General features: G+C 46.1%; 22 protein-coding genes and 1 other annotated feature (1 of these 23 cut by a window edge). Of the genes, 3 read left to right on the forward strand and 19 right to left on the reverse strand.

Annotated elements, in window-relative coordinates; translation table 11 throughout:
- Positions 1 to 171: 171 nt before the first annotated feature.
- On the reverse strand, positions 172 to 813 hold the full coding sequence (locus tag HNQ47_RS08825; protein WP_183329039.1) for an AAC(3) family N-acetyltransferase: 642 nt from the start codon (positions 811 to 813) through the stop codon (positions 172 to 174).
- Between the two features lie 61 nt (positions 814 to 874).
- On the opposite strand from HNQ47_RS08825, the gene HNQ47_RS08830 reads away from it, so the two are divergent.
- Positions 875 to 1,720 carry a CPBP family intramembrane glutamic endopeptidase gene (locus HNQ47_RS08830; RefSeq protein ID WP_183329040.1) on the forward strand — a complete coding sequence of 282 codons (846 nt, stop codon included), beginning with the start codon at positions 875 to 877 and terminating at the stop codon, positions 1,718 to 1,720.
- Positions 1,721 to 1,730: 10 nt separating this feature from the next.
- Here the strand turns inward: HNQ47_RS08830 and HNQ47_RS08835 are convergent, their stop codons facing one another.
- Together HNQ47_RS08835 and HNQ47_RS08840 are read right to left on the reverse strand one after the other, a co-directional pair.
- Entirely contained in the window at positions 1,731 to 2,561 is an 831-nt protein-coding gene (locus HNQ47_RS08835; protein WP_183329041.1) for an MBL fold metallo-hydrolase, read from the reverse strand.
- A 12-nt stretch (positions 2,562 to 2,573) separates the two neighbouring features.
- Positions 2,574 to 3,152, reverse strand: coding sequence for a hypothetical protein (locus HNQ47_RS08840; RefSeq protein WP_183329042.1), 579 nt, complete (start codon positions 3,150 to 3,152; stop codon positions 2,574 to 2,576).
- A gap of 112 nt (positions 3,153 to 3,264) precedes the next feature.
- Between HNQ47_RS08840 and HNQ47_RS08845 the strand changes: the two genes are divergently transcribed.
- Positions 3,265 to 3,495: a hypothetical protein gene (locus HNQ47_RS08845; protein WP_183329043.1), complete on the forward strand. Its 231-nt coding sequence runs from the start codon at positions 3,265 to 3,267 to the stop codon at positions 3,493 to 3,495.
- A 54-nt stretch (positions 3,496 to 3,549) separates the two neighbouring features.
- Here the strand turns inward: HNQ47_RS08845 and HNQ47_RS08850 are convergent, their stop codons facing one another.
- The 7 genes from HNQ47_RS08850 to HNQ47_RS08880 form a co-directional block, all read right to left on the reverse strand.
- Positions 3,550 to 5,364, reverse strand: a complete 1,815-nt coding sequence (locus HNQ47_RS08850; protein WP_183329044.1) for an FAD-dependent oxidoreductase — start codon at positions 5,362 to 5,364, stop codon at positions 3,550 to 3,552.
- A 164-nt stretch (positions 5,365 to 5,528) separates the two neighbouring features.
- Positions 5,529 to 6,821, reverse strand: a complete 1,293-nt coding sequence (gene rlmD, locus HNQ47_RS08855) for a 23S rRNA (uracil(1939)-C(5))-methyltransferase RlmD (protein ID WP_221248093.1) — start codon at positions 6,819 to 6,821, stop codon at positions 5,529 to 5,531.
- Positions 6,806 to 7,579: a methyltransferase domain-containing protein gene (locus HNQ47_RS08860; protein WP_183329045.1), complete on the reverse strand. Its 774-nt coding sequence runs from the start codon at positions 7,577 to 7,579 to the stop codon at positions 6,806 to 6,808. The genes rlmD and HNQ47_RS08860 overlap by 16 nt, the downstream gene beginning before the upstream one ends.
- Before the next feature lie 46 nt (positions 7,580 to 7,625).
- A complete protein-coding gene (thiI, locus tag HNQ47_RS08865) occupies positions 7,626 to 8,816 on the reverse strand; it encodes a tRNA uracil 4-sulfurtransferase ThiI (RefSeq protein WP_183329046.1) in 1,191 nt (396 codons plus the stop codon).
- Positions 8,800 to 9,930: a cysteine desulfurase family protein gene (locus tag HNQ47_RS08870; RefSeq protein ID WP_183329047.1), complete on the reverse strand. Its 1,131-nt coding sequence runs from the start codon at positions 9,928 to 9,930 to the stop codon at positions 8,800 to 8,802. Before HNQ47_RS08870 ends, thiI begins: the two co-directional genes overlap by 17 nt.
- A gap of 2 nt (positions 9,931 to 9,932) precedes the next feature.
- On the reverse strand, positions 9,933 to 11,660 hold the full coding sequence (locus tag HNQ47_RS08875; protein ID WP_183329048.1) for a septation ring formation regulator EzrA: 1,728 nt from the start codon (positions 11,658 to 11,660) through the stop codon (positions 9,933 to 9,935).
- 57 nt (positions 11,661 to 11,717) lie between these two features.
- Positions 11,718 to 12,260 carry a septation ring formation regulator EzrA gene (locus tag HNQ47_RS08880; protein WP_183329049.1) on the reverse strand — a complete coding sequence of 181 codons (543 nt, stop codon included), beginning with the start codon at positions 12,258 to 12,260 and terminating at the stop codon, positions 11,718 to 11,720.
- A 288-nt stretch (positions 12,261 to 12,548) separates the two neighbouring features.
- Here HNQ47_RS08880 and rpsD point away from each other — a divergent pair, with 288 nt between their 5' ends.
- Positions 12,549 to 13,157: a 30S ribosomal protein S4 gene (gene rpsD, locus HNQ47_RS08885; protein WP_183329050.1), complete on the forward strand. Its 609-nt coding sequence runs from the start codon at positions 12,549 to 12,551 to the stop codon at positions 13,155 to 13,157.
- Between the two features lie 33 nt (positions 13,158 to 13,190).
- On the opposite strand, the gene HNQ47_RS08890 is transcribed toward rpsD, so the two are convergent.
- The 9 genes from HNQ47_RS08890 to thrS all read right to left on the reverse strand — a co-directional run bounded on the left by HNQ47_RS08890 (position 13,191) and on the right by thrS (position 23,110).
- Complete coding sequence (locus HNQ47_RS08890) at positions 13,191 to 13,514, reverse strand: single-stranded DNA-binding protein (RefSeq protein WP_183329051.1); 324 nt, start codon at positions 13,512 to 13,514, stop codon at positions 13,191 to 13,193.
- Between the two features lie 174 nt (positions 13,515 to 13,688).
- Positions 13,689 to 14,945 (reverse strand): EF-P 5-aminopentanol modification-associated protein YfmH, encoded by a 1,257-nt coding sequence (yfmH, locus tag HNQ47_RS08895; RefSeq protein ID WP_183329052.1) that lies wholly within the window; start codon positions 14,943 to 14,945, stop codon positions 13,689 to 13,691.
- Positions 14,935 to 16,134: a M16 family metallopeptidase gene (locus HNQ47_RS08900; protein ID WP_183329053.1), complete on the reverse strand. Its 1,200-nt coding sequence runs from the start codon at positions 16,132 to 16,134 to the stop codon at positions 14,935 to 14,937. The genes yfmH and HNQ47_RS08900 overlap by 11 nt, the downstream gene beginning before the upstream one ends.
- Before the next feature lie 62 nt (positions 16,135 to 16,196).
- The gene (locus HNQ47_RS08905; RefSeq protein ID WP_183329054.1) at positions 16,197 to 17,801 is read right to left on the reverse strand and encodes an NlpC/P60 family protein; all 1,605 of its coding nucleotides are present in this window, start codon (positions 17,799 to 17,801) and stop codon (positions 16,197 to 16,199) included.
- A 325-nt stretch (positions 17,802 to 18,126) separates the two neighbouring features.
- Positions 18,127 to 18,648 carry a tRNA (cytidine(34)-2'-O)-methyltransferase gene (locus HNQ47_RS08910; RefSeq protein ID WP_183329055.1) on the reverse strand — a complete coding sequence of 174 codons (522 nt, stop codon included), beginning with the start codon at positions 18,646 to 18,648 and terminating at the stop codon, positions 18,127 to 18,129.
- Positions 18,645 to 19,229: an RdgB/HAM1 family non-canonical purine NTP pyrophosphatase gene (rdgB, locus tag HNQ47_RS08915; protein ID WP_183329056.1), complete on the reverse strand. Its 585-nt coding sequence runs from the start codon at positions 19,227 to 19,229 to the stop codon at positions 18,645 to 18,647. Before rdgB ends, HNQ47_RS08910 begins: the two co-directional genes overlap by 4 nt.
- 82 nt (positions 19,230 to 19,311) lie before the next feature.
- Complete coding sequence (gene groL, locus HNQ47_RS08920; protein ID WP_183329057.1) at positions 19,312 to 20,937, reverse strand: chaperonin GroEL; 1,626 nt, start codon at positions 20,935 to 20,937, stop codon at positions 19,312 to 19,314.
- 18 nt (positions 20,938 to 20,955) lie between these two features.
- Positions 20,956 to 21,219, reverse strand: coding sequence for a GroES family chaperonin (locus HNQ47_RS08925; protein WP_183329058.1), 264 nt, complete (start codon positions 21,217 to 21,219; stop codon positions 20,956 to 20,958).
- Between the two features lie 133 nt (positions 21,220 to 21,352).
- Positions 21,353 to 23,110: a threonine--tRNA ligase gene (gene thrS / locus HNQ47_RS08930; protein WP_183329059.1), complete on the reverse strand. Its 1,758-nt coding sequence runs from the start codon at positions 23,108 to 23,110 to the stop codon at positions 21,353 to 21,355.
- Positions 23,111 to 23,146: 36 nt separating this feature from the next.
- Positions 23,147 to 23,245, reverse strand: a binding site (T-box leader) (it continues 108 nt past the right edge of the window).

The following is a 23,245-nucleotide window of genomic DNA, read 5'->3' on the forward strand; positions in this document are numbered from 1 at the left end:
TGTATATCTATTCGGTTTTCAAAGATCGTTCCGCGCCCTCTTGCGAGCGCTCATTTATATTATCAAACTCTTCCCCTTCAGTCAACTACTTTTTTTGAAAAAATGAAAACTTTTATTCAATGTCCTTCCAAGATAAAAAAGCGAATATTTATTCGCTTTCTGCATTTCTATTTATTTGAAAAAATACAATCCTTTTCGTAGTTTTTGCGCATCACATTCTTTGAAACAAAACATTCGGTCGGAATTGCTTAACTGAAAGTGCACAAAACTACGGAAACGAATTTGTTTGCCCCACTTTATCTTTGCCCGCTGCACAACAATCGTACCTATACTTTTTTGAAAGGCATCCTGATCCACTGCCAACGAACGCTCTGGATGAGTTCCAAGGTAAATAAACTTCGCTCCTGGCGGCAGCACAGTCGGAAAATTTTGTACTGGCATTGCTTCAGGCAATGTGCCTGAGTAACCGAAACTATACACGGGATGACGCGTACGTTTGACTCCGGATAAAAAAAGCATACAGGATTCTGCACAGCCTGTTATTGTTTGTTTTTTATCAAATCCAGTGATTTGACGCCGGCTGGCTTCCCACCGATCGGCATCGATGCCCCGGCAGGCTGGATCCAACGTTTGAAGCGTAAACAACGGTACCATCATGCAGCCATTGTTTTCAACGATTTCTTGTATGCAGCGTAAAACCATTTGAAAATCAAAGCCAGGTTTGTCATTTTCACACTGTACACATACAATATCTTCTGGTGATAAGATCTCATGGAAGATCTTCATCCAGTCCTCTTTGATCAACAATTCCATGGTCTTATTCTATCATAAAATGAATCACTTCTTATATAATAGGTGTGAAAGGAAGATCAATATGAATCGAATTCAAAAAATGGCTCGGCGATATCCAGTTATATCTGTGAGTTTGGCGGCCACGCTTCTGATGATTCTATTTCATTTTCTGCCGGTGCTTTCGATTGACGGCATCTCAGTCGGCACTGAAGGACTGATGGCATTGATTTCATGCGGTGTGATCCTTCTTCTAGGCGGCCGTCAGGAAATGAAGTTTTCTGTATCCGGCAGGAGGCAGGCCATGCATGCAGCACGTTACTATTTAGGGATCACGTTTTTCATCTGTATCTGCAGTCTGATGCCGACCGGTCATGGAACGCTGCGTTCAGACTGGCTGGTGCGTATTCCAGTGCTGATGTTGTTTGTGCTGTTTGTCGGCATCTTTGAAGAAAGTGTTTTCCGCAGTCTTCTTCTGAATGGTTTCTTAGCGAAACATGGAAAAACATGGAAAGGCCTGCTGCTTAGTTTGATCCTTTCTTCTGTTTGTTTCGGGATCATACATGTTCTGTCTTCCTTTTTATCCGGTGCGGTCACTTCTGCCGATCAGGCAATACTAGGTCTCTTGAAAGTCGTTGCAATGACGGAAGTCGGTTTTTTCATCGGCGCTGTTTATATCCGCACACAAAATATATGGAATGCCATTTTGATCCATATGTTAAATGACTTTATGGCCTTGCTTAGTTTCACGATCTATCATACCAATGTCGAATACTCCTATATCGGCACCTCTGATCATCAATATAATATGATGTCGATCATCGTATATTTGATCATGGTTGCCATGTATATACCGCTGCTGCGTTCCGGATACAAGCTGCTGAAAGATACGCCGCTGCCTTGGTACGGATATCTATCCGATCGACCATAAGTCCAATCCTTTACGAGAGAAAAACACAGTCACCAACTGCCAGATGGCAGTGCTGAATATGCGGATCCTGATCCAAATATTGTTCGGCTTTTGTTCCCGTACAGTGACTGAATCCGAAGATCTGTATACCGGCGGCTTTCAGAAATGCGGCAGTCTGCTTGATTTGTGCATCAGCAGCAGCTTTTAAATGAATGCCGCCGAATATCGCATAAACCGGTTCTTGAAAACGGTCTTTGATCGTTCCTATCATGTTGACAATGCCTGGATGCGCACAGCCGACCAGCACGATCATGCCTTTCGGACTGTGCAGCACAGCACAGATCTCATCAGAAAAGTCATCAGGAACAAGCCCTTGTGCGGTTTGCCGAACATAACAGTCCGGGATCTTTTCAAACGGTACCGAACGCGAAAATCCGCTTACCAGTTCAACTCCCTCTGCTATTTTTTCTGTACTTTGTACCTCGTGATATTCAATTCCATGCTTTGAAATGAAAGAAGGTCCAAATCCACCGGATAGATCTGTGTATTTTATCCCTTCCTGCCGATACTTCTTGTAAAAGAAACCAGAGCCGGTATAAAGGACCGGAACGCAATGTTTCTTTTCAATCAGAGAACGATAACCGCCGGCATGATCAAAATGATCATGACTGAGTACGACCGCATCGATATGGTCTAAATTACTTCCCAATTGTGCGGCATTCTGCCAGGTTTTCGAATCTGGACCGCAGTCAAATATGAAACGGAAGTTTGCCAGTTCAACCAAGTATGATAACCCATGCGCTGCCTGCAGTGCGGTTTGGTGCGAGGATACATCATCCATCAGTGTTGTGATCTTGATCATTTCAAATCCTTTCTAGGCAAACCGTATCGATAAAATTGTAACGGCCATTGCCGCAGCTTCTGAAATCAAAGGAACCATCGCCAAATAGTATGCCGGCCATGGCTTCATGCGATAATACAAGATGTATAAGACCAGACTAAGAATACTTGCGGCAGCGATCACAACGATCAGACGTCCGAATGAATATTCCGACAGCACACCATATGCATTTAATGCGTTGATCGTCTGCAGCTGCAGAACGGTCCATCCGGTAATCAGTACAAGTTCGGTCGTCACGGGTCGCTTGAAGCCGGCATACGTGATCAGCAGCAGGATAAAATAACTGGCAAGTCCGGCAATATTGATGACCGTACCGTTCCAATGTTCTGCAGCTGCCGGCGCCAGACGGATCCCATTCATATTTACCAGTGCCCCGATCACACCCGAAGCCGCAGTGATCAAAAGCAAGATCCCGCGTGCTCCGCCGATGCGGCTGACTGTTTCCCCCGGACGATAAGATACGCTCCACCAGATCAAATAAAAAATGCAGCACACGATCAATAATATTTGTCCAAATACAATTTGATGTGCACCTGACCAAGATGAATGCATAGAACTCCCTTCTTTCTATGGCTGCCTACATTGTATCATACAGCCGAATCGAGAACGGCTGCATTTGTTTCTTTAAATATGATAAACTGATAAAAATCGAAAGGAGAATATCATGCTTGAGTTGATTTGTTTTTTGATTGCCCTATGGCTGTTCATTCGACTGATTGGTTTGATCCTGCGCTTAAGCTGGGGCTTGATCAAGATCCTGCTCATCATTCTGGCCGTGGCACTTTGGCCGGTTTCATTGACGATTTTATTGTCAGCCGGCCTTATCGCTGCTTTTTTGCCTTTCATCCTCGTATGCGGCACAGCTTATTTGATTGGTCATTTGTTTGCCGCATAAGAAAAAGCCCTTGCGGGCTTTAATAAATGTGTAAAGCGTTGTTTATTCTTTTTTCTATTTCGGATCATATTCACCAAACGGCTCAATAGCAGCCTTCAATTCAGCGAAGTGCTTCTGTCCCAGTTCACGAGGCGAGATGCCGTACTTCACACAGAGTGATGCAGCGATACCGGTCACCACACCATGATGACCGCCGTTGCCGATCAGTTTCACTGTTGAACTGGCAATATGTGTCGCACTGATATGCTTTCCGGCACAAAGGAGATTCTCTATATCCGCTGCATATAAACAACGGAAAGGCACCATGTAAGGCTTAAAGTCCCGTTCAACCCACTTCCAATTACCAAGACGGAAATCGTACTTTTTATTTCCCGGATAATGCAGGCAGAAGGCGCCGGCATTTTCTACGACTGCATCCGGAAACTCTGTATGTTCGCGAATGTCATTTTCCGTAAGGATATAATCCCCCAGATAATTGCGGAAAGCACCGGTTGCCAGAACATTTCCAAGGTGCACCAGCTTCAGACAACTGTATTTCTCCGGATTTTTCTTCCGAACATTGACATAAGTTCCGATGATCGCACAAAACAGATGATCACGGATTTCTTCTTTGCACATATACGGATCCAGCCACTGTCCATATTCCCAGAAATGCGACTTTGGCAAATTCATCGCATGATCCCAGCCGCCGTCCGGCCTTCTTAACGGACGAAGTTTCACTGGGCCGACATAGGGACCCGGCAAATTCTCATAGGGGCCTCTGCCGCAAAGACAAGTGACACGGCCGATCTGACCGCTCAGATCCGAATAATCTTTCGCAACTTTAACTGCCCAAGGGACATCCGGAAATTCGACTGGTTCCTTCTGCATTTCCGTACGGAAAAGGACGGTATCCCCATGATGCATATCATCAGCCTTCTGCGGCGCCAGGCTCTCATTAAAATCCGAATTACTTTCCTGACCCTCCAGTGTCGCTGCACCGCTCAGTACACCAAGAATGGCCCGGCCGCTGCAGTCGATGAATGTCTTACCGCAAAATCGATGTTTTCGGTTGGTCTTTACGTTTACACTGTCGACAGAAACAATTTTTCCATTATTCAGATGCGTGTTATACACATGCTCCAGCAGGAAAACGTCGCAGTTTTCGGTTTCATTCAGAATACGGGCAGCCGCAATATCCCCGTCTTCCAAACGTTCAGAAAGACGATCGACCAATCCGCCTGTTCGCCCTTCCGGCGTCAGCCCGACCTCCGCACTCGCATTTCCGCCAAGATAGGCCATCTCATGAAGCAAAGCAACACGGCATCCGGAAGCTGCAGCGGTGTATGCGGCGCAACATCCAGGAATTCCGCCGCCGACCACGATCACATCATATTCATCCATTTTCTCCGGCTCTTCCGGAATCTGCAGCAGTCTTTCCCGCCATCTTCTGCCGGCCGGATCCGGCTGATCGATCGGTACGATTGTCGTATTTGTGATATAAATGGCATCGCAGCGTCCTTCAAAACCAGTCAGATCATGCAGTGAAATTTTGACTTTTCCTGCCGGCAATATCACATGTTCCGCAAGCTCCCAGCTCCAGCCTTTGCCGCTGGCGCCAAAGATCTTATCCACCGGTTTGCCGTCCGCCAGGATCTGAAACGTTCCAGGATGTGCGTCCGGAACCCAGTCTTTTGTGCGGGCCCAAAGCCGGTATTCCCCTGTTGCCGGTATGTCCACTACCGTGACTGCATCTTCGACCGGTTCACCAATTCCATGAGCCAATAGATAAGCCGAGCCCATTTCATCGACAAACTGTGATTCCAAAATCCATCCGCCATACTGTTTGAAGCTCTCTGCTTCAATCAATATTTCAGTCCTCTTTTTCATTGCTCCTCCTAACTAAAAATTCCAATTTTATCTTTAAATTGTTTCCGTTTTATTCCGCACACAATATTTATCAAATCGGTATTTACATTTTTCATGAAAAATCCGGCAAACATCAAACTTATGAAGTAATCTTTGATCCTGTAACTAATTAAAATCTTTTATTACTATCGGTCCTCTGCACGCGTCAGCAGACAAATGGTCTCCACATGCGGTGTCTGCGAAAATAAATCAAAAGGCCGCACCCGCTCGATCTGGTACTGCTGACTTAATTTTGAAATATTTTTCGCTAACGTGCTCGGGTTGCAGGAAATATATAAAATCGTGGCTGGTGCTTGTTCACGAATCGCAGTGAGCATCGTATCGGACAAGCCGCTGCGCGGCGGGTCCACGATCAGCGTATCGATGGTTTGATGGATTTCTTTCAGTTTCTCCGCTGCGTCGCCGCAAAGAAAATGAATATGATCACATCCGTTTCGTTTGGCATTCGCATTGGCATTTTCCACCGCATCCGGAATGGATTCGATCCCAATGATTTCCTTCCCTTTGCCGCGGACGAACAAACTGATCGCTCCGATACCGCTGTATGCTTCGACAATGCATCGGCTCTGCGGCGTCCATTCGGCTGCTGTCTGATATAAACGTAAGGCCTGTTCCGTATTGAGCTGAAAGAACGAACGCGGCAGCAGGCTGCACGTGATGTCATTCAGATGTACCGTCATCTCTTTCTGTCCATAGAGATGGATCATCTCGCTTCCAAAAGGATCAATGGAAGAATCGGTTTTTATACTTTGCCAAATGGAAACGACCGGCTCGAGATGCGAGACGGCATCGATCCACGCTTTGGCGATCTTGGTTTTCCCCGTCACGACGATCACCTGAACGTGGTGATCAAACGATTTTAAAACCAAGGTCTTGATTTCAGGAATTGGATATCGATCGAAGATTTCCGTGATCTGCTGGCGGACCAATTCAAGATCTTTATCGTGCACATAACAGCGGTCAACGGCGCAGAAACGATTGGTATCAGGCGCATACATCCCCGACTGCCATCGTCCGTTCACTTTGCGGACCGGCAGTTTGCACGCATTACGATAATTCAGCGGCTCTGAATTTTTTACGATCGGATCGATGCGTCCTTTGTAGCCGGCATATTTATGCAGTGCTTCTTTCAAGATTTGTTCCTTCATCCGACATTGATTTTTATAACGAACATGCATCAATGCACAGCCGCCGCACTCTTTCTGATGCGGGCACAGGGGATACCGTCTGGCCGGCACGGATTCAAGGATGCGGATCAGCTCTGCTTTTTGATAGCGAGGCTTGGTTTCGATGATTTGTATTTCTGCAGTTTCTCCGGGAATGGCACCCGGTACAAAGACTGGTTTTCGTTTCATGAACGCAATTCCCTCACCGTTGATTCCCCATTTTTTGATATGTACAATTATATTTTTTTCCATATACTCACCATAAATTCAAATGTTACATCGCTTTCTTTCTGCTGCCGCACGCGTTCGATCCCGGCTTTCGGGCTCTTATAACGATATGGGGTCATATCCAGCAGATTCATTAAATCTTCCACATGTTCCCGCTGACGAATGCATTCCTGCCGGATCAACAGATAACCGTCCCGCTGATTGGCTGGAGATGGATTTTCAATGACTGTTTCATACAATAGTTGTTTTAGTTCCAGACAATGGCGCGGTCCCGGTTCGGTCATGATCCAATATCCGCCTGGCTTCAATACGCGATGGATTTCCTCCGGTGCCGGCGGCACAAACGTCGACAAGACGCCGTCAAAGGTCCCGTCATAAAAGGGCAGCGCAAAGATGCTTGCCACCGCATAAGATGTATGCGGATCATGGCGGGAAGCATAAGCGACGGCATACTTACTGAGATCCACCGCTGCCATGGTTTTGACGCAGGAACCAATCGCACCAGTATAGTATCCTTGTCCGCAGCCGGCATCCAGAACTGTGTTCAACGATAAATCGGAAACGGCGCTCATTAAGTACTGACGTAAAAAGTCATAGTATCCTTTTTCTAAAAAAGCCGTTCGGGCACGGACCATTTGCTTATTATCACCTTGATCTTTTTTCTGCTTACGCGACAAATTGACATATCCTTCTTTTGCCTGATCAAAGGTATGATGATTAGCACATACAAAAGTACGATTTTGATGAAGCAGCTTCCCGCCGCATATTGGACATCGAAACATATCAACAGTATAGCACAAACAAAAACAGGAGAACGTGTCTCTCCTGTTAAAATAAGTTTGTCTCTTCTTCCTGTACCTGTACACGGATATCTTCGCATTCATCAATGCATGTCTGCACCATCGACTGCCAGTCCCAGCGCGCTTCATATTTTTCACAGCGTTCGATCTTCGGCTTGGTCGCCGGATTTTTGGGATCAAAAATGGTACAGCAGTCTTCATATGGTAAGATCGATGTATCATAGGTACCAATGGCACGGGCCAGATCAATGATCTCTACTTTATCCATGCACACCAGCGGCCGGATGATCGGCATCGTCGTCACCGCATTGATCGTCTGCATGCTTTGTAACGTCTGGCTGGCGACCTGACCGATGGATTCGCCGGTCGCAATGACCTGGCAGTTTCGCTTCTCCGCCAATCCTTGTGCGATCCGCATCATCATACGGCGCATCAATGTGATCGCATAACTTTCATCCGCGTGCTGATAGATGGCCAGCTGCAAATCGGTAAACGGCACGACATGCACCAAAATATCACCTTGATAACCGCTGATCATCCGCGCCAGCGTTAATACTTTTTCTTTGGCATTTTCCGAAGTATACGGCGGTGCAGCAAAATGTACACACTCGATCCGTACGCCGCGTTTCATCATCAGATAGGCAGCCACCGGCGAATCAATGCCGCCGCTCAGGCAGACCATTGCCTTGCCGCCGACCCCGACCGGATAGCCGCCGGCTCCCTGCCGACGTTCCGTCATGATATAGGCAGCCTCTTGATGCACCTCCACGACGATCTTTACATCCGGATGATGCACATCGACTTTCCAGTCCGTATTCTTTAGAATTTTTCCAGCGACCATCCGGTTGATCTGATCGCTGATATACGGAAATTGTTTATCACTGCGCCGTGCTGCCACTTTGAACGTTCCCGGCTTCTGTGTTTTCATCATTTGAAAACATGTCTGTACGATGGTCTCGATTTCCGGTTCAACTTTGACCGCCGGTGAAAATGAAGAAATGCCAAAAACGCCGGCAAGCACATCACTGACCGCATCACAATCTTCATCGTGCAGATAAATATACATACGGTCGTGCTGCTTTTCAAATTCCAGCGTCGGAAAACCGTGCAGCGCATGCCGGACATTGTCATACAATTGTTTAATAAAGTTACTGCGGTTTTTTCCTTTCAGACTCAACTCGCCGTAACGAATCAAAATATGATCATAACGATAATCCATAAGCGTTTAAGATCTCCTTTACCGTTTTTATGAATTGAACTGCTTCATCCATCGTATTGTCCTTGCCAAATGACAAACGGATCATATGTGTGCTTGCTTTTTTTGATTTTCCCATTGCTTTGAGGACTTCACTTTCATTCGCAGAATGAGAAGAGCATGTGCTTTTCGCCGAGACACAGATTCCTTTGGCATCCAGCGCGTTTAATAGCACTTCGCTGGTCATTTGATCGAAACCAATATTCAGAATATACGGCAGTGCGTCAGCCGGCGAATTGATCATCGCACCGGGAATTTTCGCAAGTTCTCTCCGCAGATACTGATTGATCTGTTCAATCTTGCGATAGGTTTCTTTTTGTTCTTCCAATGCCAAACGAATCGTCTTGGCCAACGCGATGTTTGCCGGTGCGTTGGATGTGCCGCCCCGCAGACCGTTTTCCTGCTGACCGCCCTGTATGATCGGCACCATTTTCAGCTTTTGTTTTTTCATCAACAGGCCGCTGCCCTTCAGACCATGGATCTTATGGGCTGAAATGGTTGCCATATCCAGACGATCAAACGGAACGTCGATCTTGGAAAAGCTTTGGACACAGTCGGCATGGAAAACACAGGTCGGATGGGTATGGACCACATCCGCAATTTCTCCGATTGGATTGATTGCCCCCATTTCATTGTTTACATGCATGCAGGAAACCAAGATGGTATCCGTTTTCATGTGCTGCCGGACACACTCCGGGGTCACAATTCCCTGATCATTGATGGGCAGAAATTCGACGTCGAAATCAAGTTCTGCCAAGGCTTCGGCGGCATGCCGTACGGAGGGATGCTCCGCATTGCTTACAAGGATATGACGGCCGCGGTTTATATTCGCCAATGCATAACCGATGATCGCCATCGTGTTTGATTCGCTGGCACAGCCGGTAAAAATGATTTCCGAAGGCTTGACGCCCAGCAGACGGGCAATATTCTTCCGGCTTTCTTCCATCAATGTCCTGGCTTTGCGTCCGGCCTGGTGCAGACTGTCCGGATTGCCGCAGACAGTTTCCAGCACCTGTTCATAAACATGAAGGACCTCTGGGCGTACAGAGGTCGTAGATGAGTTATCAAAATAAATCATGATCAGTCCTGATTCATGACTGCCGGGTCTTTACGGGCAATCAATTTTTCGTAAACTCCCGGATGGACATTTTCAATCGCCTGAATGGCAATCTTCAGCGCACGGGTATACTCCCCATTCTGGAAGCAAAGCTCCGCGCGGGTCAGATCCGAATCCATGGACGGATACGAGCTGCGGAACCGATTGCCGAAGACAATCGCATTTTCCACCATGACCGCCACACCAATCAGGTTCTTCGCGTTGTTATAGAGTTTATACACAAAGTCGATCGCATCCTGCAGATCTGCATTCAGCGACTTCACATCCAGCGGCGAATGGGACAGTACGACCTGTACCCGCTGGATCAGACGTTCACCTTGTTTGATATCTTTTTCAAACTGGCTGGATACATTCGGCAGCTGATGGGTCGCGGCATTCAAACGAACTTCGTTTAAGATCAATTCTAGTTTTACCAACTGTTTCTTTGCGCGTTCCTCGTCGCTGCTGGCACCGACCAGCCGCTGCTTCATTTCCTGGATCTGCTGACGGAAACCTTGGGTATCTTCATGAAATTCATGATAATAATTGATGATATCGACACGCGGCAGGTCTTTCTTTTTCAGCTGATTATTGATCAAATCAGCCGCTTCCTTTAAATCGACAATTTGTTCATCCGATAAAGTAAAGCGCTGTGACCAATCTTCCAGACCAAACCGATCTTTGACCCCTGCATACAATGTCTTGATTTCCTGCAGTTCGGTTTCTGTTTCTTTGATCGTTTCAATATCGCTGCTGAATCCTTCGTTGATTTCTTTTACCGCATTCTGTTCTTTGGCAATTTCATCCTGCAGCTTCAGAACTTCATCCGCAATTTCATTCAGATCATCGTTTGCGGCAGCAATGCTTCCGGCATCCAGTTTCTTGATGGCCAGATCCAGTGCTTCTTTGTTTTCGTTCAGACGATTTTCCACGTTTATATAATCAAAGTTGATTCCATCGGCTTCGGACTCTTCGACATGCTCCATGACCTCAGTCATCGCCTGCGGAATGATGGCTTTCGCTTTTCCATACAATCCCGGACATGCCGCAATCTGCGAACTAAGAATATCGACTTCATGGGCGATCTTTTCGCCTTCTTCACGTGCTTTATCAAATTCGCTGGCATTCATCCATTCTTCAAATCCGCTGAAATCATTCTCGATTTCCTGCAGACGGGAATCAAAATAGATCTTTGATGTATAGAACGACATACGATTATCCGTATAGACTGTTTTTACATTGCGGAAACGTTCTTTCAGCGCATTCGCAAATTCACGGGTCTTGGTTTCCTTCTCAAGGATCCGATCCAGTGTCTTGCCGACCAAACGGATCCGTTCATCCGTTTCCTGCACACTGACTTCCAGATGATCCATCGCTTCCATATTCTTTTTATATTTTCCGTGCTTCAATTGCGCTTCCGTATCCGCCTGTTCTTTTTTGCAGGCTTCGATGCCTTCAAAGCACTTTTTATATTGAGGTGTGATTTCGTTTACTTTATCCATAATGTCCGTATTGGACTTAGAAAAGGCAGACGCTTTATTATACTTGTACTCCAGTGAGTTGCTGCTTAATTCATCAATATCCTTTTTTAATTCTTCCATTCGTTCGGCCGCTTTCTTTTGATGGATGCGACCGGTCAGAATCAAAACCAGGATCAGCACCAATACGGCAATACAAATATATATATAAATTACATCTTGTCCGAAACCCATGAACGTGCCTCCTTAAATCATTGTCATTATATCAAAACTTGTCTCCGCTTGCACTTGTTATTCATAATATTTAGCGCGGCGGGCCCGACGCGAGAGTTTCGGACGCTGCTCGACCATTTCCTGCGTCACTTCCGGCTCAAACATCGGCTTTTGTGCCTTTTTCTTTTCATATTTCTGTTCTGTTGAATCCAGTGAGCTGTTCACAATACGGATGCGCTTTGCGGTTTGATCAATTTTCTCTTCCAGTGCATCCATCTCCGGCATGGCTTTTTTGTATTCCATTTCACCGGCTAGCTTTTCAATATGACTGCGCATTTCCCTGCAGGCATGAATATCTTCGACACAAGTCTTATAACGCGGCGTGACATCTTCTTTCAGCCAGCTGCGTACATCGTCATCATCAATTTCCTTCAATTTCTTGTAATGTTTGCGCATTGGATTCTGGCTTAATTCTTTGACCCGCATTTTCAGATCATGGAACCGTGTGTTCATCCGTTTTACATTAATATATGTGTTGCTTAACCAAACCACGATCAAAATTAAAACGGCAATACAAATCAAAATCACGACAGCTGCATTTTCCTGTACAAACGTATGCATTCCCGGATCCCCCCTAAAACTTTTTATCAGTAGTTCTATTATAATCGATATCGCACGAAACTCAAGCATACGAATATTCGATCGTCGATTCTTTTCTTGATTTTGATAAAGGGATTTGGTATGATTGTAAAGCGTGAATCATAGCAGCAAACAAAGCTTGCTGAAAGGCGTTGCAGGCTTCAGGCGATACGAGTAACTAGAAGCTGGTAGCAGAAAGTATCTTCTGCAACACCGCAGCGGGTGATTTGTTTTGCTATTGTTTTGCAAAAGACAATAGGAGGAAAAGAAATGTCAAGAAACACAGGCAGTGTCTGGAAGAAGTCACGTCGTTTGGGTTTCTCCGTTCTGGAAACAGGACAGGAATTATCCCGTCGTAACTATGCCCCAGGCCAACACGGCAACAACCGCCGTCAGAAATTAACAAACTACGGTTTACAGTTGCAGGAAAAGCAGCGGATCCGCCACACGTATCAGCTGAGCGAGAAACAATTCGTCAACACATATAAGAAAGCCAGCAAGAAAGCCGGCGCTTCCGGTGAGAACTTCCTGATCATGTTGGAGTCCCGTCTGGACAACCTGGTATACCGTATGGGATTTGCCCGTACCCGCCGCGCTGCACGTCAGCTGGTCAACCACGGACACATCATGGTCGACGGCAAGAAAGTCGACATCCCGAGCTTCCAAGTAAAACCGGGACAAGTTTTGGAAGTCCGCGAACGTTCCAAAAACTTAGCAGTCATCAATGAAGCATTGGAAGCCGCTACTTCACAGGTTGCATTTGTCGAAGTCGACAAAGACAACAAAAAAGGAACTTACGTTCGTTATCCGGAGCGCAGTGAATTGTTCACTGTTCAGGAAATCAACGAACTGTTGGTTGTTGAGTACTACAATCGTTAAGAAAAAAGCGAACCTACAAAGGTTCGCTTTTTTTCATGCAGCTTTTGGAATGTGCACGAAATCGATTTTTTCCGCAACCATCACGTAGTTGTAAAACGTACGATCTTCTTTTTGGTAGATGCGTGAAGCCAATCGGCCTTTGACAGCCAATACGGTATCTACGGTGCAGGTATCGCATAACGTCTCGGCGAGTCCGCGCCACACTTCAATATTGAAAAAATCGCTTTCATAGATTCCTTCACTGTTCGGATACGCGCGCTGTACTTTTAATAATACGCTCGTGGTTTTTAATCCTGACGGTGTTTCTTTTAATTCGGGCAAGGCTTGGATCTTGCCGACTACACAAAATACATTCATTGCTACCTCCGGTATAAGCTTTTGCTCATCTTCATCACCTGCCTTCGGTGCTATTGTAAAAAAAGCGCAGGTCTTTCTCAAATGAGCTATTCTATGTAAATGGCTTATTTTTTTATCAATCAGAGAATGTAATTCGGTAGTTTTCTATTCATTCAGATGATTTAGGTTAAATCGTTACTTTTTCGGACGCATCACCGTCACGCATTTTTGATCATAATTCAATCCATGAACGATTTCTTCCGCTTCCGTCTTTGTCATCGTCTTCAAGACATTCAGATTTTCCCAGAACGACACATGGTCGGTTTTCACCCGGATCCAGTCCAGGGCCAAACTTTCATAATGATCAGTACTGCGGATATTGGAAGCAATTCCCATCGAACGCAGCGATCGAAAAGCCGCTTCATCCAATGGTTTTGTCTTCATATCCTCAATGATTCCTTCGACAATTTTTATAAATGCATCGACTTCCTGTGTCTGTGCAAAGAAGAACAAGAAAGCATGATCTTTTGAAAATTCACACTCTGCGCCGGCGGCTGAGGTCAGGATGCGGCGGTCCAGCCATGTTTGGTACTCTGGATTCAGCGGACTCATCCATGTATCCAAATACATCTGCACCGCAGCATCCATGCGGACATTCTTCTTCTCATCCGGTTCAACAGGCAATTTATAGCCCACCGCAACAAACGGAATACGAATATCCATCTGATCTTCATAGTACGGCCGGACGACCTCTGCAGGTTCCGGATCGATCAGACGTTCGATCCGACCCGGTAAGTGCGATGGCACGGCAGACTGATTTTCGCGGACATACGTCAGCAATGGTGCTGTTTCTTTACCGGTGATGCCAATAAAAATCAAGCGGCTCGGATCATAGTTATTTCGATAAAAACGGGAAAGTTGTTCAACGGTCATATTCTGAATATCTTCCCGGCTGCCTAAAATATCGGTACGCAGCGGATGATTTTTATACATTGAGCGCCAAGTCTCTTTCATCAAACGTTGTTCGACATTTTCCTTGTACATGTCGTACTCACTGAGGATAATGCCTTTTTCTTTGGCAACGGTCTGCGGTGTGATTTCGAGGTGTTCGACAAAGTCAAACAATAAATCGATCGGTTTTTTCACGTCGGATGTTGTCTGAAAATAATAAGCTGTCTCGTTGAACGAGGTAAAAGCGTTGGTCTGCGCCTGCAGTGCCGCAAAGCGGTCCGTCACGTCGCCGCCTTTATAATGGAACATCTGATGTTCCAGAAAATGCGCACACCCGCTTGGATATGTGATCGGCTGCCCATTGAGGGTCTGCTTGATATCAAAACCGCCGGCCTGTGTCGCCAGCATGCCGAGTGATTTATGAAAGCCCGGTTTTCTGACTAAAATGACCTGACAGCCATTGGGCAATGTTTCCTGCTTTACATTCAGTTCATTCTTCATCCGTTTCTTCCTCCAAATAAAATGCAGATAATAATTTCATGTGCTTGGCACAGGTACTGACATCCGCCTTGGTCACGTTTCGGATCTTTTCGATGCGGTCAGACAACGTCTGCTGACGATGCAGCAGTTCATCTAAAAACATCTGTTCCGTGATGCTGAATGGATGATCTTGTGCCGTGATGATACCGTCAATATAATCGCTTTTGGAAACTTCCAGCAGGCGGTCTTCATAGTCCTGCTCTGAGATCCTGCGGATTTGCTCCTCAACCAGAGACAAGACATCTTGTATGTATTTTTTTCGTGTACCTAAATGAATCACGACCGCGCCGTCGAAACGGATCATGGTCGAATGCACGCTGTAGCAATAGCTGCGCTTTTCACGGATCTCTTCAAACAACAAACTGTTAGGTCCGGCCCCCAGGACCGCATTGGTGATGATCATCGGAAAATACAACGGTGTATCGGCCGTAATCTGATCCTGATAGACCAAGGTCATATTTGTCTGGGCAATATCGCGCTGCTGCGTTTTCGTAAAAAAACGATCACTGCAGACAGCTTCATAGTCCGCCTGCAGTTCGGCATCTGAATCGATCGATCCTAAATACTGCAGCACCGGCGGTTCCGGCTGCCCGACAACATACACATGATGCGGCAGGCTTTTTACCAAGGCATCCAATTGTTCCATATCCTGCAAAGTGATCCGATCCAGATCCTCCGGATAGCCCTGTACTCGTAAACGGATATTATGCGGCAGATCAATGATCTCCATTGCCTGGGTCACGGAATAGGCTGCCGGATCATCCATTTGTTGGATGATCCGTGTCCGATAAAGATATTTTGCTTCCTGCAGGCTTTCTTCATTAAAGACGGAATGATTCATGATCTGATCCATGATCGTGATCACTTCCTTGAGATAGTCTCTCGATTGGATCCACTGTGAACGAATATACTGAAACCGGCATTCAAAAACGATTTGCCGGCCGTATGCGCTGACCCGAAAAGAACTGCGCAGTCCATACGCATTGTTTAAAGCCAAGGCCAGCGCCTGCTTATCGGGAAATGCCTCGGTCTGCGCTTTCATCATGTAGACCAACAAATTCACACTGGTGATCGTTTTTCGTTCAAATGGGATCACTGTACGAACGGAAATACTATTATCGACAAATTGCGTCGTTTGTTTGATTTTCATTTTCTCACCCACCTTATTATAACGAATCGGCATAAAAAAAGAAGGCCGAAGCCTTCTTGTGATTACGAAATATGAACGTAAGCAATGAGTGTATTTGAACAGTTAACTGAATAAATAACAGTTGTCGTTCCGTTCCAGCCGCCGTGTACAGCTTGCCCATTTCCAATGTATACAGCTACGTGTCCGGAATAAACAATAATATCACCTGGAACTGGATTCGAAGTTACAGTACCCAAAGACAGGTAATCTTCCGGCCAGCCATGGAAGTAAATTCCGGCAGCTTTCAATGAATTGGTTACCAGCATCGTGCAGTCCTGATTGACACCGACTTGTGCCAATGCAGCAGCGGCAATCAATGAAGACTTCGACGTATCCGTTGAAGTGGTTGTGGATGTCGTCGTTGTCGACGTATCTGCAGCCGTTGTCGTATCGGTTGTCGTCGTCGTATTTGCGGCTGTCGTGTCTGCCGTCGTCGTTGTTGTATCGGTTGTTGTGGTATCCGTTGCTGCGGCGGTCGTATCTGTCGTCGTTGCAGCCGTCGTATCTGTTGCAGCAGTTGTATCCGTTGTCGTTGCTGCCGCCGTTGTATCGATTGCAGCCGTTGTATCGGTTGTTGCTGCAGCGGTCGTATCTACAGTGGCTGTCGTATCAACAGCAGTTGTCTCTGTTGCTGCAGTCGCTGTTGTATCGGCAGTCGTCGTGTCCGCAGTTGTTGTTTCAACAACCGGGATCAATGTAGCGACACCATTGGCATCAATGGAATAACCATTGTAGTTTTCCTGATTCGTGATCAGAGCGCCGGTTTCATCAAAGAAGTATGTTGCACCATCGATCGTCTGCTGACCGGTTACCACATTACCGTACTGATCATAATAATAAGTTCCGGTCTCTGCAGCGATCCAGCCGGTACGCAGTACGCCGTCACTGCCTAAATTATAGGTCTGACCGTCGATTTCCTGTACGCCCGTCAGTAATTGACCGTCCGCATTGAAGTAATAGACAGCACCGTCGATCGTCTGCCATCCGCTCATCATTTTGCCGTCGGCATCAAAATAATACGTAACGCCGTCGACATCCTGCCAGCCGGTCGTCTTCTTGCCGTCTGTGCCTAAATAATAAGTAGCGCCTTCGATCGTCTGCTTTCCGGTCATCATTTTACCGTCAGCATCAAAATAATACGTAGCACCGTCAATGGTCTGCCAGCCGATCTGCTTGTTGCCGTCGGCATCAAAATGATAGGTCACACCATCGATGGTCATCCATGTATTGGTTTTCTTAAAGCCCTGCTCATCATAATAGGAAGAACCGTCTTTCGACCATCCTGTTAATAACTTGCCGGCCTTCCGGAAGTTGTATTTCTTTCCGTTTACCTTTGTCGTGCCAGTTGCAGCCGTTCCGTCATCAGTGAAGTAATACTTCGTACCGCCGACTGTCTGCCATCCAAACTGCATATCTCCGTCATTATCAAAATAATATAACTTATCATTGATTTCAGTTAATCCTGTTGCTTCTTGTCGGTTGGATTTAAGGATGTAATAGCGGTTGTCTCCGTCTTCATGCCATCCTGGTTTCAATTCGTAAGCCTGAATAGTAGAAGCGACCGGAGCTGCTGCTGCAGCACATAACGCCATAGCTAATAATTTGTTATGTTTTTCTACAAATTTCATCTTTTCACCTCTCGAACTGCTAAAAAAATACCATGATTCAGAAATGAACGCAAATTTTGGCGGGTTTTAAAGGTGACAGAAGATGTCTAAATGAATTTTTTCTTAAAAATGGTTCCCTTTATTTAAAGGAAATTAAAATAAATTATGGAATAATATGTGATATTTTCGAAAATTATAAAAATTTAAGAATTCTTTAAAAAATCAGCAGTAGTGTTATAGGCAAACTGCAAATTGACAGATTATTCCTTTTTTATAACTATTTCTTCCAGAACGCTTTCCCAATATAGAATGTTTCTATATACTGCTGTACAAAATTTTGATCGTATTATTCGTCTGGATAATTTTCCAAAAAATCCGGACCTTTTAATTGCTCTGTCCTGGATAAATTCGGATAATCCAGCTGACGCAGCACTTCGTAAACAACGATCGCTGCACAGTTGGATAAATTCAGACTGCGGGCATCCGCTTTCATCGGCAGCCGCATGCACGTATCCATATGCTGCTTGAGAATGTGCTTATCGATGCCGGTGCTCTCTTTGCCTAAGATCAAGTAAATATCCCCTTGCTCTTTGGTAAAGTCAAATTCACTGGGAGCTTTCTTACCATAACGCGTCATGCAGTAATAGTGATCAGCTGGATTTTTATTGACAAAATCTTCCCAGTTTGGATGAATCTCAATATCGGTTTCTTTAATATAATCCATGCCGGCCCGACGTAAATGTTTCTCGTCCAGTAAAAATCCCAGCGGCTCGATTAGATGCAGCTTCGAACACGTAGCCATGCAGGTCCGGATGATATTCCCGGTATTGCCCGGGATTTCCGGTTCATACAATACGACATGGATCATAAGAGCTCAGCTCCTTTATCCGCCATGAACATCTGCAGCGCTTTGGCCCGATGACTGATAGTGTTTTTCTTTGCTTCGCTGACATTGGCCAAGGTTGTTTGAAACGGCGGATAATAGAAGATCGGATCATAGCCGAATCCATTGGTACCGACGGCTTGATCGTTGATCTGGCCTTCACAGGTCGCACGATAGGTCGATTCATGGCCGTTTTCATCAATATAAGCGATCACGCATACATACCGTGCACTGCGGGTCTTCCCTTTGACTGCATCCATGATGGCCTGATTCTTGATCGTATAACTGGTATCCTCGCCCATAAAACGCGCTGAGTAGACGCCTGGACCGCCGTCCATGGCATCGACCTCCAGTCCCGAATCATCGCTGATGACGGGTTCATGCAGCACGTTGTACAAGGCTCTGGCTTTGATCAGCGCATTGGCTTCAAATGTCGTCCCATTTTCAATAATTTCGATGGGTTCTTTTAAATCTTTCATGCTTTTTACCTGGACCTGATCACCGAACATGTTCTGGAATTCTTCGGCTTTATTCGGGTTTCCGGTTGCGATCCATATTGTTTTCATTTATATCACCGTGTTTCATTATAGTGAATTGTTTTCTGATACGCAAAAAAAATCACCGCAGTTGCGGTGATTCATTCATCTATTAATACATGCCCTGGCCGGCCATTGCAGCAGGGTTTGCTGCCGGTTCATCTTCCGGGATCTTTGCCACGCCTGCTTCTGTCGTCAGGAACAGTGCAGAAATACTCGAGGCATTCAGCAAAGCGTTACGCGTAACTTTTGCCGGGTCGATAATACCATTCTTGTACATATCTACCCATTCGCCCTTCTTCGCATCGAAACCAATATTTTCTTTCTGCTCCTTCTGCGTTTCAACGATATCTTCACCGTTGAATCCGGCATTCTCAGCGATCTGTTCGATCGGAGTCAGCAAGGAATCAAAGACGATCTTGATACCTTTCTGCACATCGACAACATCCGATTTTACCGTGTCTTTCAATGCCATAAAAGCATTTACCAGGCAGGCGCCGCCGCCCACGACGATACCTTCGCTGACGGCTGCACGCGTCGAGTTCAAGGCATCCTCGATGCGCAGTTTCTTTTCCTTCAATTCTGTTTCCGTTGCTGCACCGACTTTGATGATGGCAACACCATTGGACAATTTGCCCAGACGCTCGTTCATACGTTTCTTATCGTATTCGCTCTTCGTATTTTCCATCTGCGCTTCGATTTCTTTGATACGGTCAGCGATTTCTGCCTTGCTTCCGGCACCGCCGATCATCGTCGTGTTATCCTTCGTTACAACGATTTTCTTAACCTGTCCTAAGTCATCCAGCGTCATATCTTTCAGCTGCATGCCCAGATCCTTTGAATAGAATTTAGCACCTGTCATAACCGCAATATCTTCCAGCTGTGCCTTCTGGTTGTCACCGAAGCCCGGCGCTTTGGTTGCGACCACGTTGAATGTACCGCGCAGTTTGTTCAATGCCAATGTCGAAGTGACTTCGTTTTCCAAATCATCCGCAATGATCAACAATGCACGGTTCGACTGTACGATCTGCTCCAGCAGCGGCAGGATCTCCTGAATGTTGTTGATCTTCTGATCTGTGACCATGACATAAGCGTTTTCCAGAACGGCTTCCATCTTTTCGCGGTCACTTACCATATAAGGAGAAATATAGCCTTTGTCATACTGCATACCTTCACTGATTTCCAAGAAGGTTTCAAAACCGTTGGAATCATCGGTTGAAATGACACCGTCACGGCCGACCTTTTCCATGGCTTCCGCAATGATCTTACCGATTTCCTCATCACCGGAAGAAATCGTTGCAACATCCGCAATATCCTTGCTGCTGTCTACTTTGTGAGAGTGTTCCAAAATATAATCGGAAACTGCTTTAGAGGCCTTTTCGATACCTTCACGCATCAAAACCGGATTCGCACCGCGGTCAACCTGACGCAGACCGTTTTCGATCATGCTTTGGGCCAAGATCGTAGCGGTCGTCGTACCGTCACCAGCGGTATCGTTGGTCTTGTTGGCAACTTCATATACCAATTTAGCGCCCATGTTTTCGAACTTATCTTCCAGTTCGATTTCTTTTGCGATGCTGACACCATCATTGGTGATCAGCGGTGAGCCATATTCTCTTTCCAATACGACGTTGCGTCCTTTCGGACCTAATGTAACACGAACGGCGTCAGCCAATGTGTCGACACCCTTCATCATCGATTCACGTGCATCTTTTGAAAAGCGTACTTCCTTAGCCATATTCAGTTCCTCCTTCGATTACTCAGCTACCGCAATGACATCTTCATCTTTGATCACGATAAATTCGTCATCGCCGATTTTTACATTTGTCCCGGCATATTCTTTAAACAAAACACGATCGCCGGCTTTGTATCCGGCATCTTTCACACCGGATCCGACAGCTTCCACAACAGCCAGTTTGCTAGGCTCCTTACTGGTCGTCAGGATAATGCCGCTGGCGGTCGTCTTTTCTTCTTCTTTTTCTTTTTTCAGTAATACATAGTCATGTAAAGGTTTCAACATAACATCATTCCTCCTTGTTTAGCACTTCTTACTTTCAACTGCTAAATACATTATACACATTTTTAGCACTTATGCAACAGGTTTGCTAAAAAAAGTAAAAAAAATAAAAACTGCCCTTTCAGGCAGTTCAAATTTACTCGTTGATCTCAAACAAAGCCTTGGTGTCGACTTCATTGACAAAACGACGTGCAGCATCATCCAGTTTCAGCGTTTCGCTCTGACGGGAACCGCTGCGGCGGATCGTGACCGTACCGTTCTCCTCTTCGCCGTCACCGACAACGATTTGATACGGCACCTTCTGCATCTGTGCTTCACGGACACGATAACCCAGTTTCTCATTGCGGTCATCCAGATCGACACGCAGACCGGAAGCTTCCAGCGTCTCCTTGACTTTCTGGGCATAAGCCAGATGTTTTCCCTGATGGACCGGGATCACCACGATCTGATGCGGTGCCAGCCACAGCGGGAAGTGACCGCCGAAGTGCTCGATCAGAATACCGATGAAACGTTCAATAGAACCGTACACAACACGGTGCAGCATCAGCGGCATTTTCTTTTGACCGTCTTTATCGACATACGTGCAGCCAAAGCGTGCCGGTAAGTTGATATCCAGCTGGATCGTACCGCACTGCCATACTCGTCCTAAACTATCCTGAATGTGGAAGTCCAGCTTCGGTCCGTAGAATGCGCCGTCGCCCGGGTTGATATCAAAATCTTTTCCGGCTGCCTTGCAGGCATCGGCCAAGGCTTTTTCGCTCTGGTCCCACATTTCGATCTCCCCCATATATCCTTTTTCCGGACGCGTAGAGAGCTCGATCTTGTAGCTTAAACCAAAAACGGAATACATCCGGTCGATCAGCGAAATGATGCGTTTGACTTCATCCGCCAGCTGATCTTCGGTAATAAAGATGTGGGCATCATCCTGCGTGAAGGTACGGACACGGAACAAACCATTCAGTGCCCCGCTGGCTTCATGACGGTGAACCTGTCCCATTTCAGCCAAACGATACGGCAGATCTTTATACGAATGCAGCGAGGAGTTGTACACCAACAGAGCGCCCGGGCAGTTCATCGGCTTGATCGCATAATCCCGGCCGTCTACTTTGGTCGTATACATATTTTCCTTATAATGTTCCCAGTGACCGCTGGTCTCCCATAGTTCACGGGACATGATGATCGGAGTCTTGATCATGTTATAGCCGGCTTTCGTATGCTCCTGCAGCCAGTACTGTTCCAGGATATTGCGCAGGATCATGCCGTTCGGTAAAAAGATCGGCATGCCGGCGGCATATTCCGTGATCGTAAACAAACCCATTTCCCTGCCGAGTTTCTTGTGGTCACGTTTCTTCGCTTCCTCCAGCGCTTCTAAGTATTCTGCCAGATCTTCTTTCGTATCAAAGCAGACACCGTAGATCCGCTGCAGCATTTTATTGTTTTTATCGCCCTTCCAGTAAGCACCAGAATGTTTCATCAATTTAAAGTTGCGGCATTGTTTGACGGTTTCCACATGCGGGCCGCGGCACAGATCAGTATAATCGCCCTGCGTATACATGGAAATCTGCGTACCATCCGGGAAGCGGTTGATCAAGTCCAATTTATATGGATCGTCTTTGAACTGTTCCAAAGCTTCTTCTTTGGAAATTTCATGGCGGACGATGCGTTTGCCGTCTTTGCAGATTTTCTTCATTTCTTTTTCGATCTTCGGCAGGTCATCATCCTTCAGGGAATAATCCCCTAAATCGATATCATAGTAGAATCCTTCCTGCACGACCGGTCCGACCCAGAACTTCGCCTGCGGGTACAGATGCTTGACGGCCTGCGCCATGACATGCGCGCATGAATGATTCAGCGTCTTCAAATGTTCGTCTTCCGTAAAGTCCACTAGTTTCATAATTTTTCCTCCTATATATACAAAAAGCGACAGACATCAAAGGACGTCTGTCGCACGCGGTACCACCTTTGTTTATACAAAACAATTTTGTATACACTCAATTTTCTTTTAACGCAAGAATACGGCACACTCTTT

Source organism: Catenisphaera adipataccumulans, from assembly GCF_014202755.1.
Lineage (GTDB): Bacteria > Bacillota_I > Bacilli_A > Erysipelotrichales > Erysipelotrichaceae > Catenisphaera > Catenisphaera adipataccumulans.

Coding starts and splice junctions, on each gene's coding strand:
- HNQ47_RS08825 (WP_183329039.1), bottom strand. CDS start 813: ATGGAATTGTTGATCAAAGAGGACTGGATGAAGATCTTCCATGAGATC.
- HNQ47_RS08830 (WP_183329040.1), top strand. CDS start 875: ATGAATCGAATTCAAAAAATGGCTCGGCGATATCCAGTTATATCTGTG.
- HNQ47_RS08835 (WP_183329041.1), bottom strand. CDS start 2,561: ATGATCAAGATCACAACACTGATGGATGATGTATCCTCGCACCAAACC.
- HNQ47_RS08840 (WP_183329042.1), bottom strand. CDS start 3,152: ATGCATTCATCTTGGTCAGGTGCACATCAAATTGTATTTGGACAAATA.
- HNQ47_RS08845 (WP_183329043.1), top strand. CDS start 3,265: ATGCTTGAGTTGATTTGTTTTTTGATTGCCCTATGGCTGTTCATTCGA.
- HNQ47_RS08850 (WP_183329044.1), bottom strand. CDS start 5,364: ATGAAAAAGAGGACTGAAATATTGATTGAAGCAGAGAGCTTCAAACAG.
- rlmD (WP_221248093.1), bottom strand. CDS start 6,821: ATGGAAAAAAATATAATTGTACATATCAAAAAATGGGGAATCAACGGT.
- HNQ47_RS08860 (WP_183329045.1), bottom strand. CDS start 7,579: ATGTTTCGATGTCCAATATGCGGCGGGAAGCTGCTTCATCAAAATCGT.
- thiI (WP_183329046.1), bottom strand. CDS start 8,816: ATGGATTATCGTTATGATCATATTTTGATTCGTTACGGCGAGTTGAGT.
- HNQ47_RS08870 (WP_183329047.1), bottom strand. CDS start 9,930: ATGATTTATTTTGATAACTCATCTACGACCTCTGTACGCCCAGAGGTC.
- HNQ47_RS08875 (WP_183329048.1), bottom strand. CDS start 11,660: ATGGGTTTCGGACAAGATGTAATTTATATATATATTTGTATTGCCGTA.
- HNQ47_RS08880 (WP_183329049.1), bottom strand. CDS start 12,260: ATGCATACGTTTGTACAGGAAAATGCAGCTGTCGTGATTTTGATTTGT.
- rpsD (WP_183329050.1), top strand. CDS start 12,549: ATGTCAAGAAACACAGGCAGTGTCTGGAAGAAGTCACGTCGTTTGGGT.
- HNQ47_RS08890 (WP_183329051.1), bottom strand. CDS start 13,514: ATGAATGTATTTTGTGTAGTCGGCAAGATCCAAGCCTTGCCCGAATTA.
- yfmH (WP_183329052.1), bottom strand. CDS start 14,945: ATGAAGAATGAACTGAATGTAAAGCAGGAAACATTGCCCAATGGCTGT.
- HNQ47_RS08900 (WP_183329053.1), bottom strand. CDS start 16,134: ATGAAAATCAAACAAACGACGCAATTTGTCGATAATAGTATTTCCGTT.
- HNQ47_RS08905 (WP_183329054.1), bottom strand. CDS start 17,801: ATGAAATTTGTAGAAAAACATAACAAATTATTAGCTATGGCGTTATGT.
- HNQ47_RS08910 (WP_183329055.1), bottom strand. CDS start 18,648: ATGATCCATGTCGTATTGTATGAACCGGAAATCCCGGGCAATACCGGG.
- rdgB (WP_183329056.1), bottom strand. CDS start 19,229: ATGAAAACAATATGGATCGCAACCGGAAACCCGAATAAAGCCGAAGAA.
- groL (WP_183329057.1), bottom strand. CDS start 20,937: ATGGCTAAGGAAGTACGCTTTTCAAAAGATGCACGTGAATCGATGATG.
- HNQ47_RS08925 (WP_183329058.1), bottom strand. CDS start 21,219: ATGTTGAAACCTTTACATGACTATGTATTACTGAAAAAAGAAAAAGAA.
- thrS (WP_183329059.1), bottom strand. CDS start 23,110: ATGAAACTAGTGGACTTTACGGAAGACGAACATTTGAAGACGCTGAAT.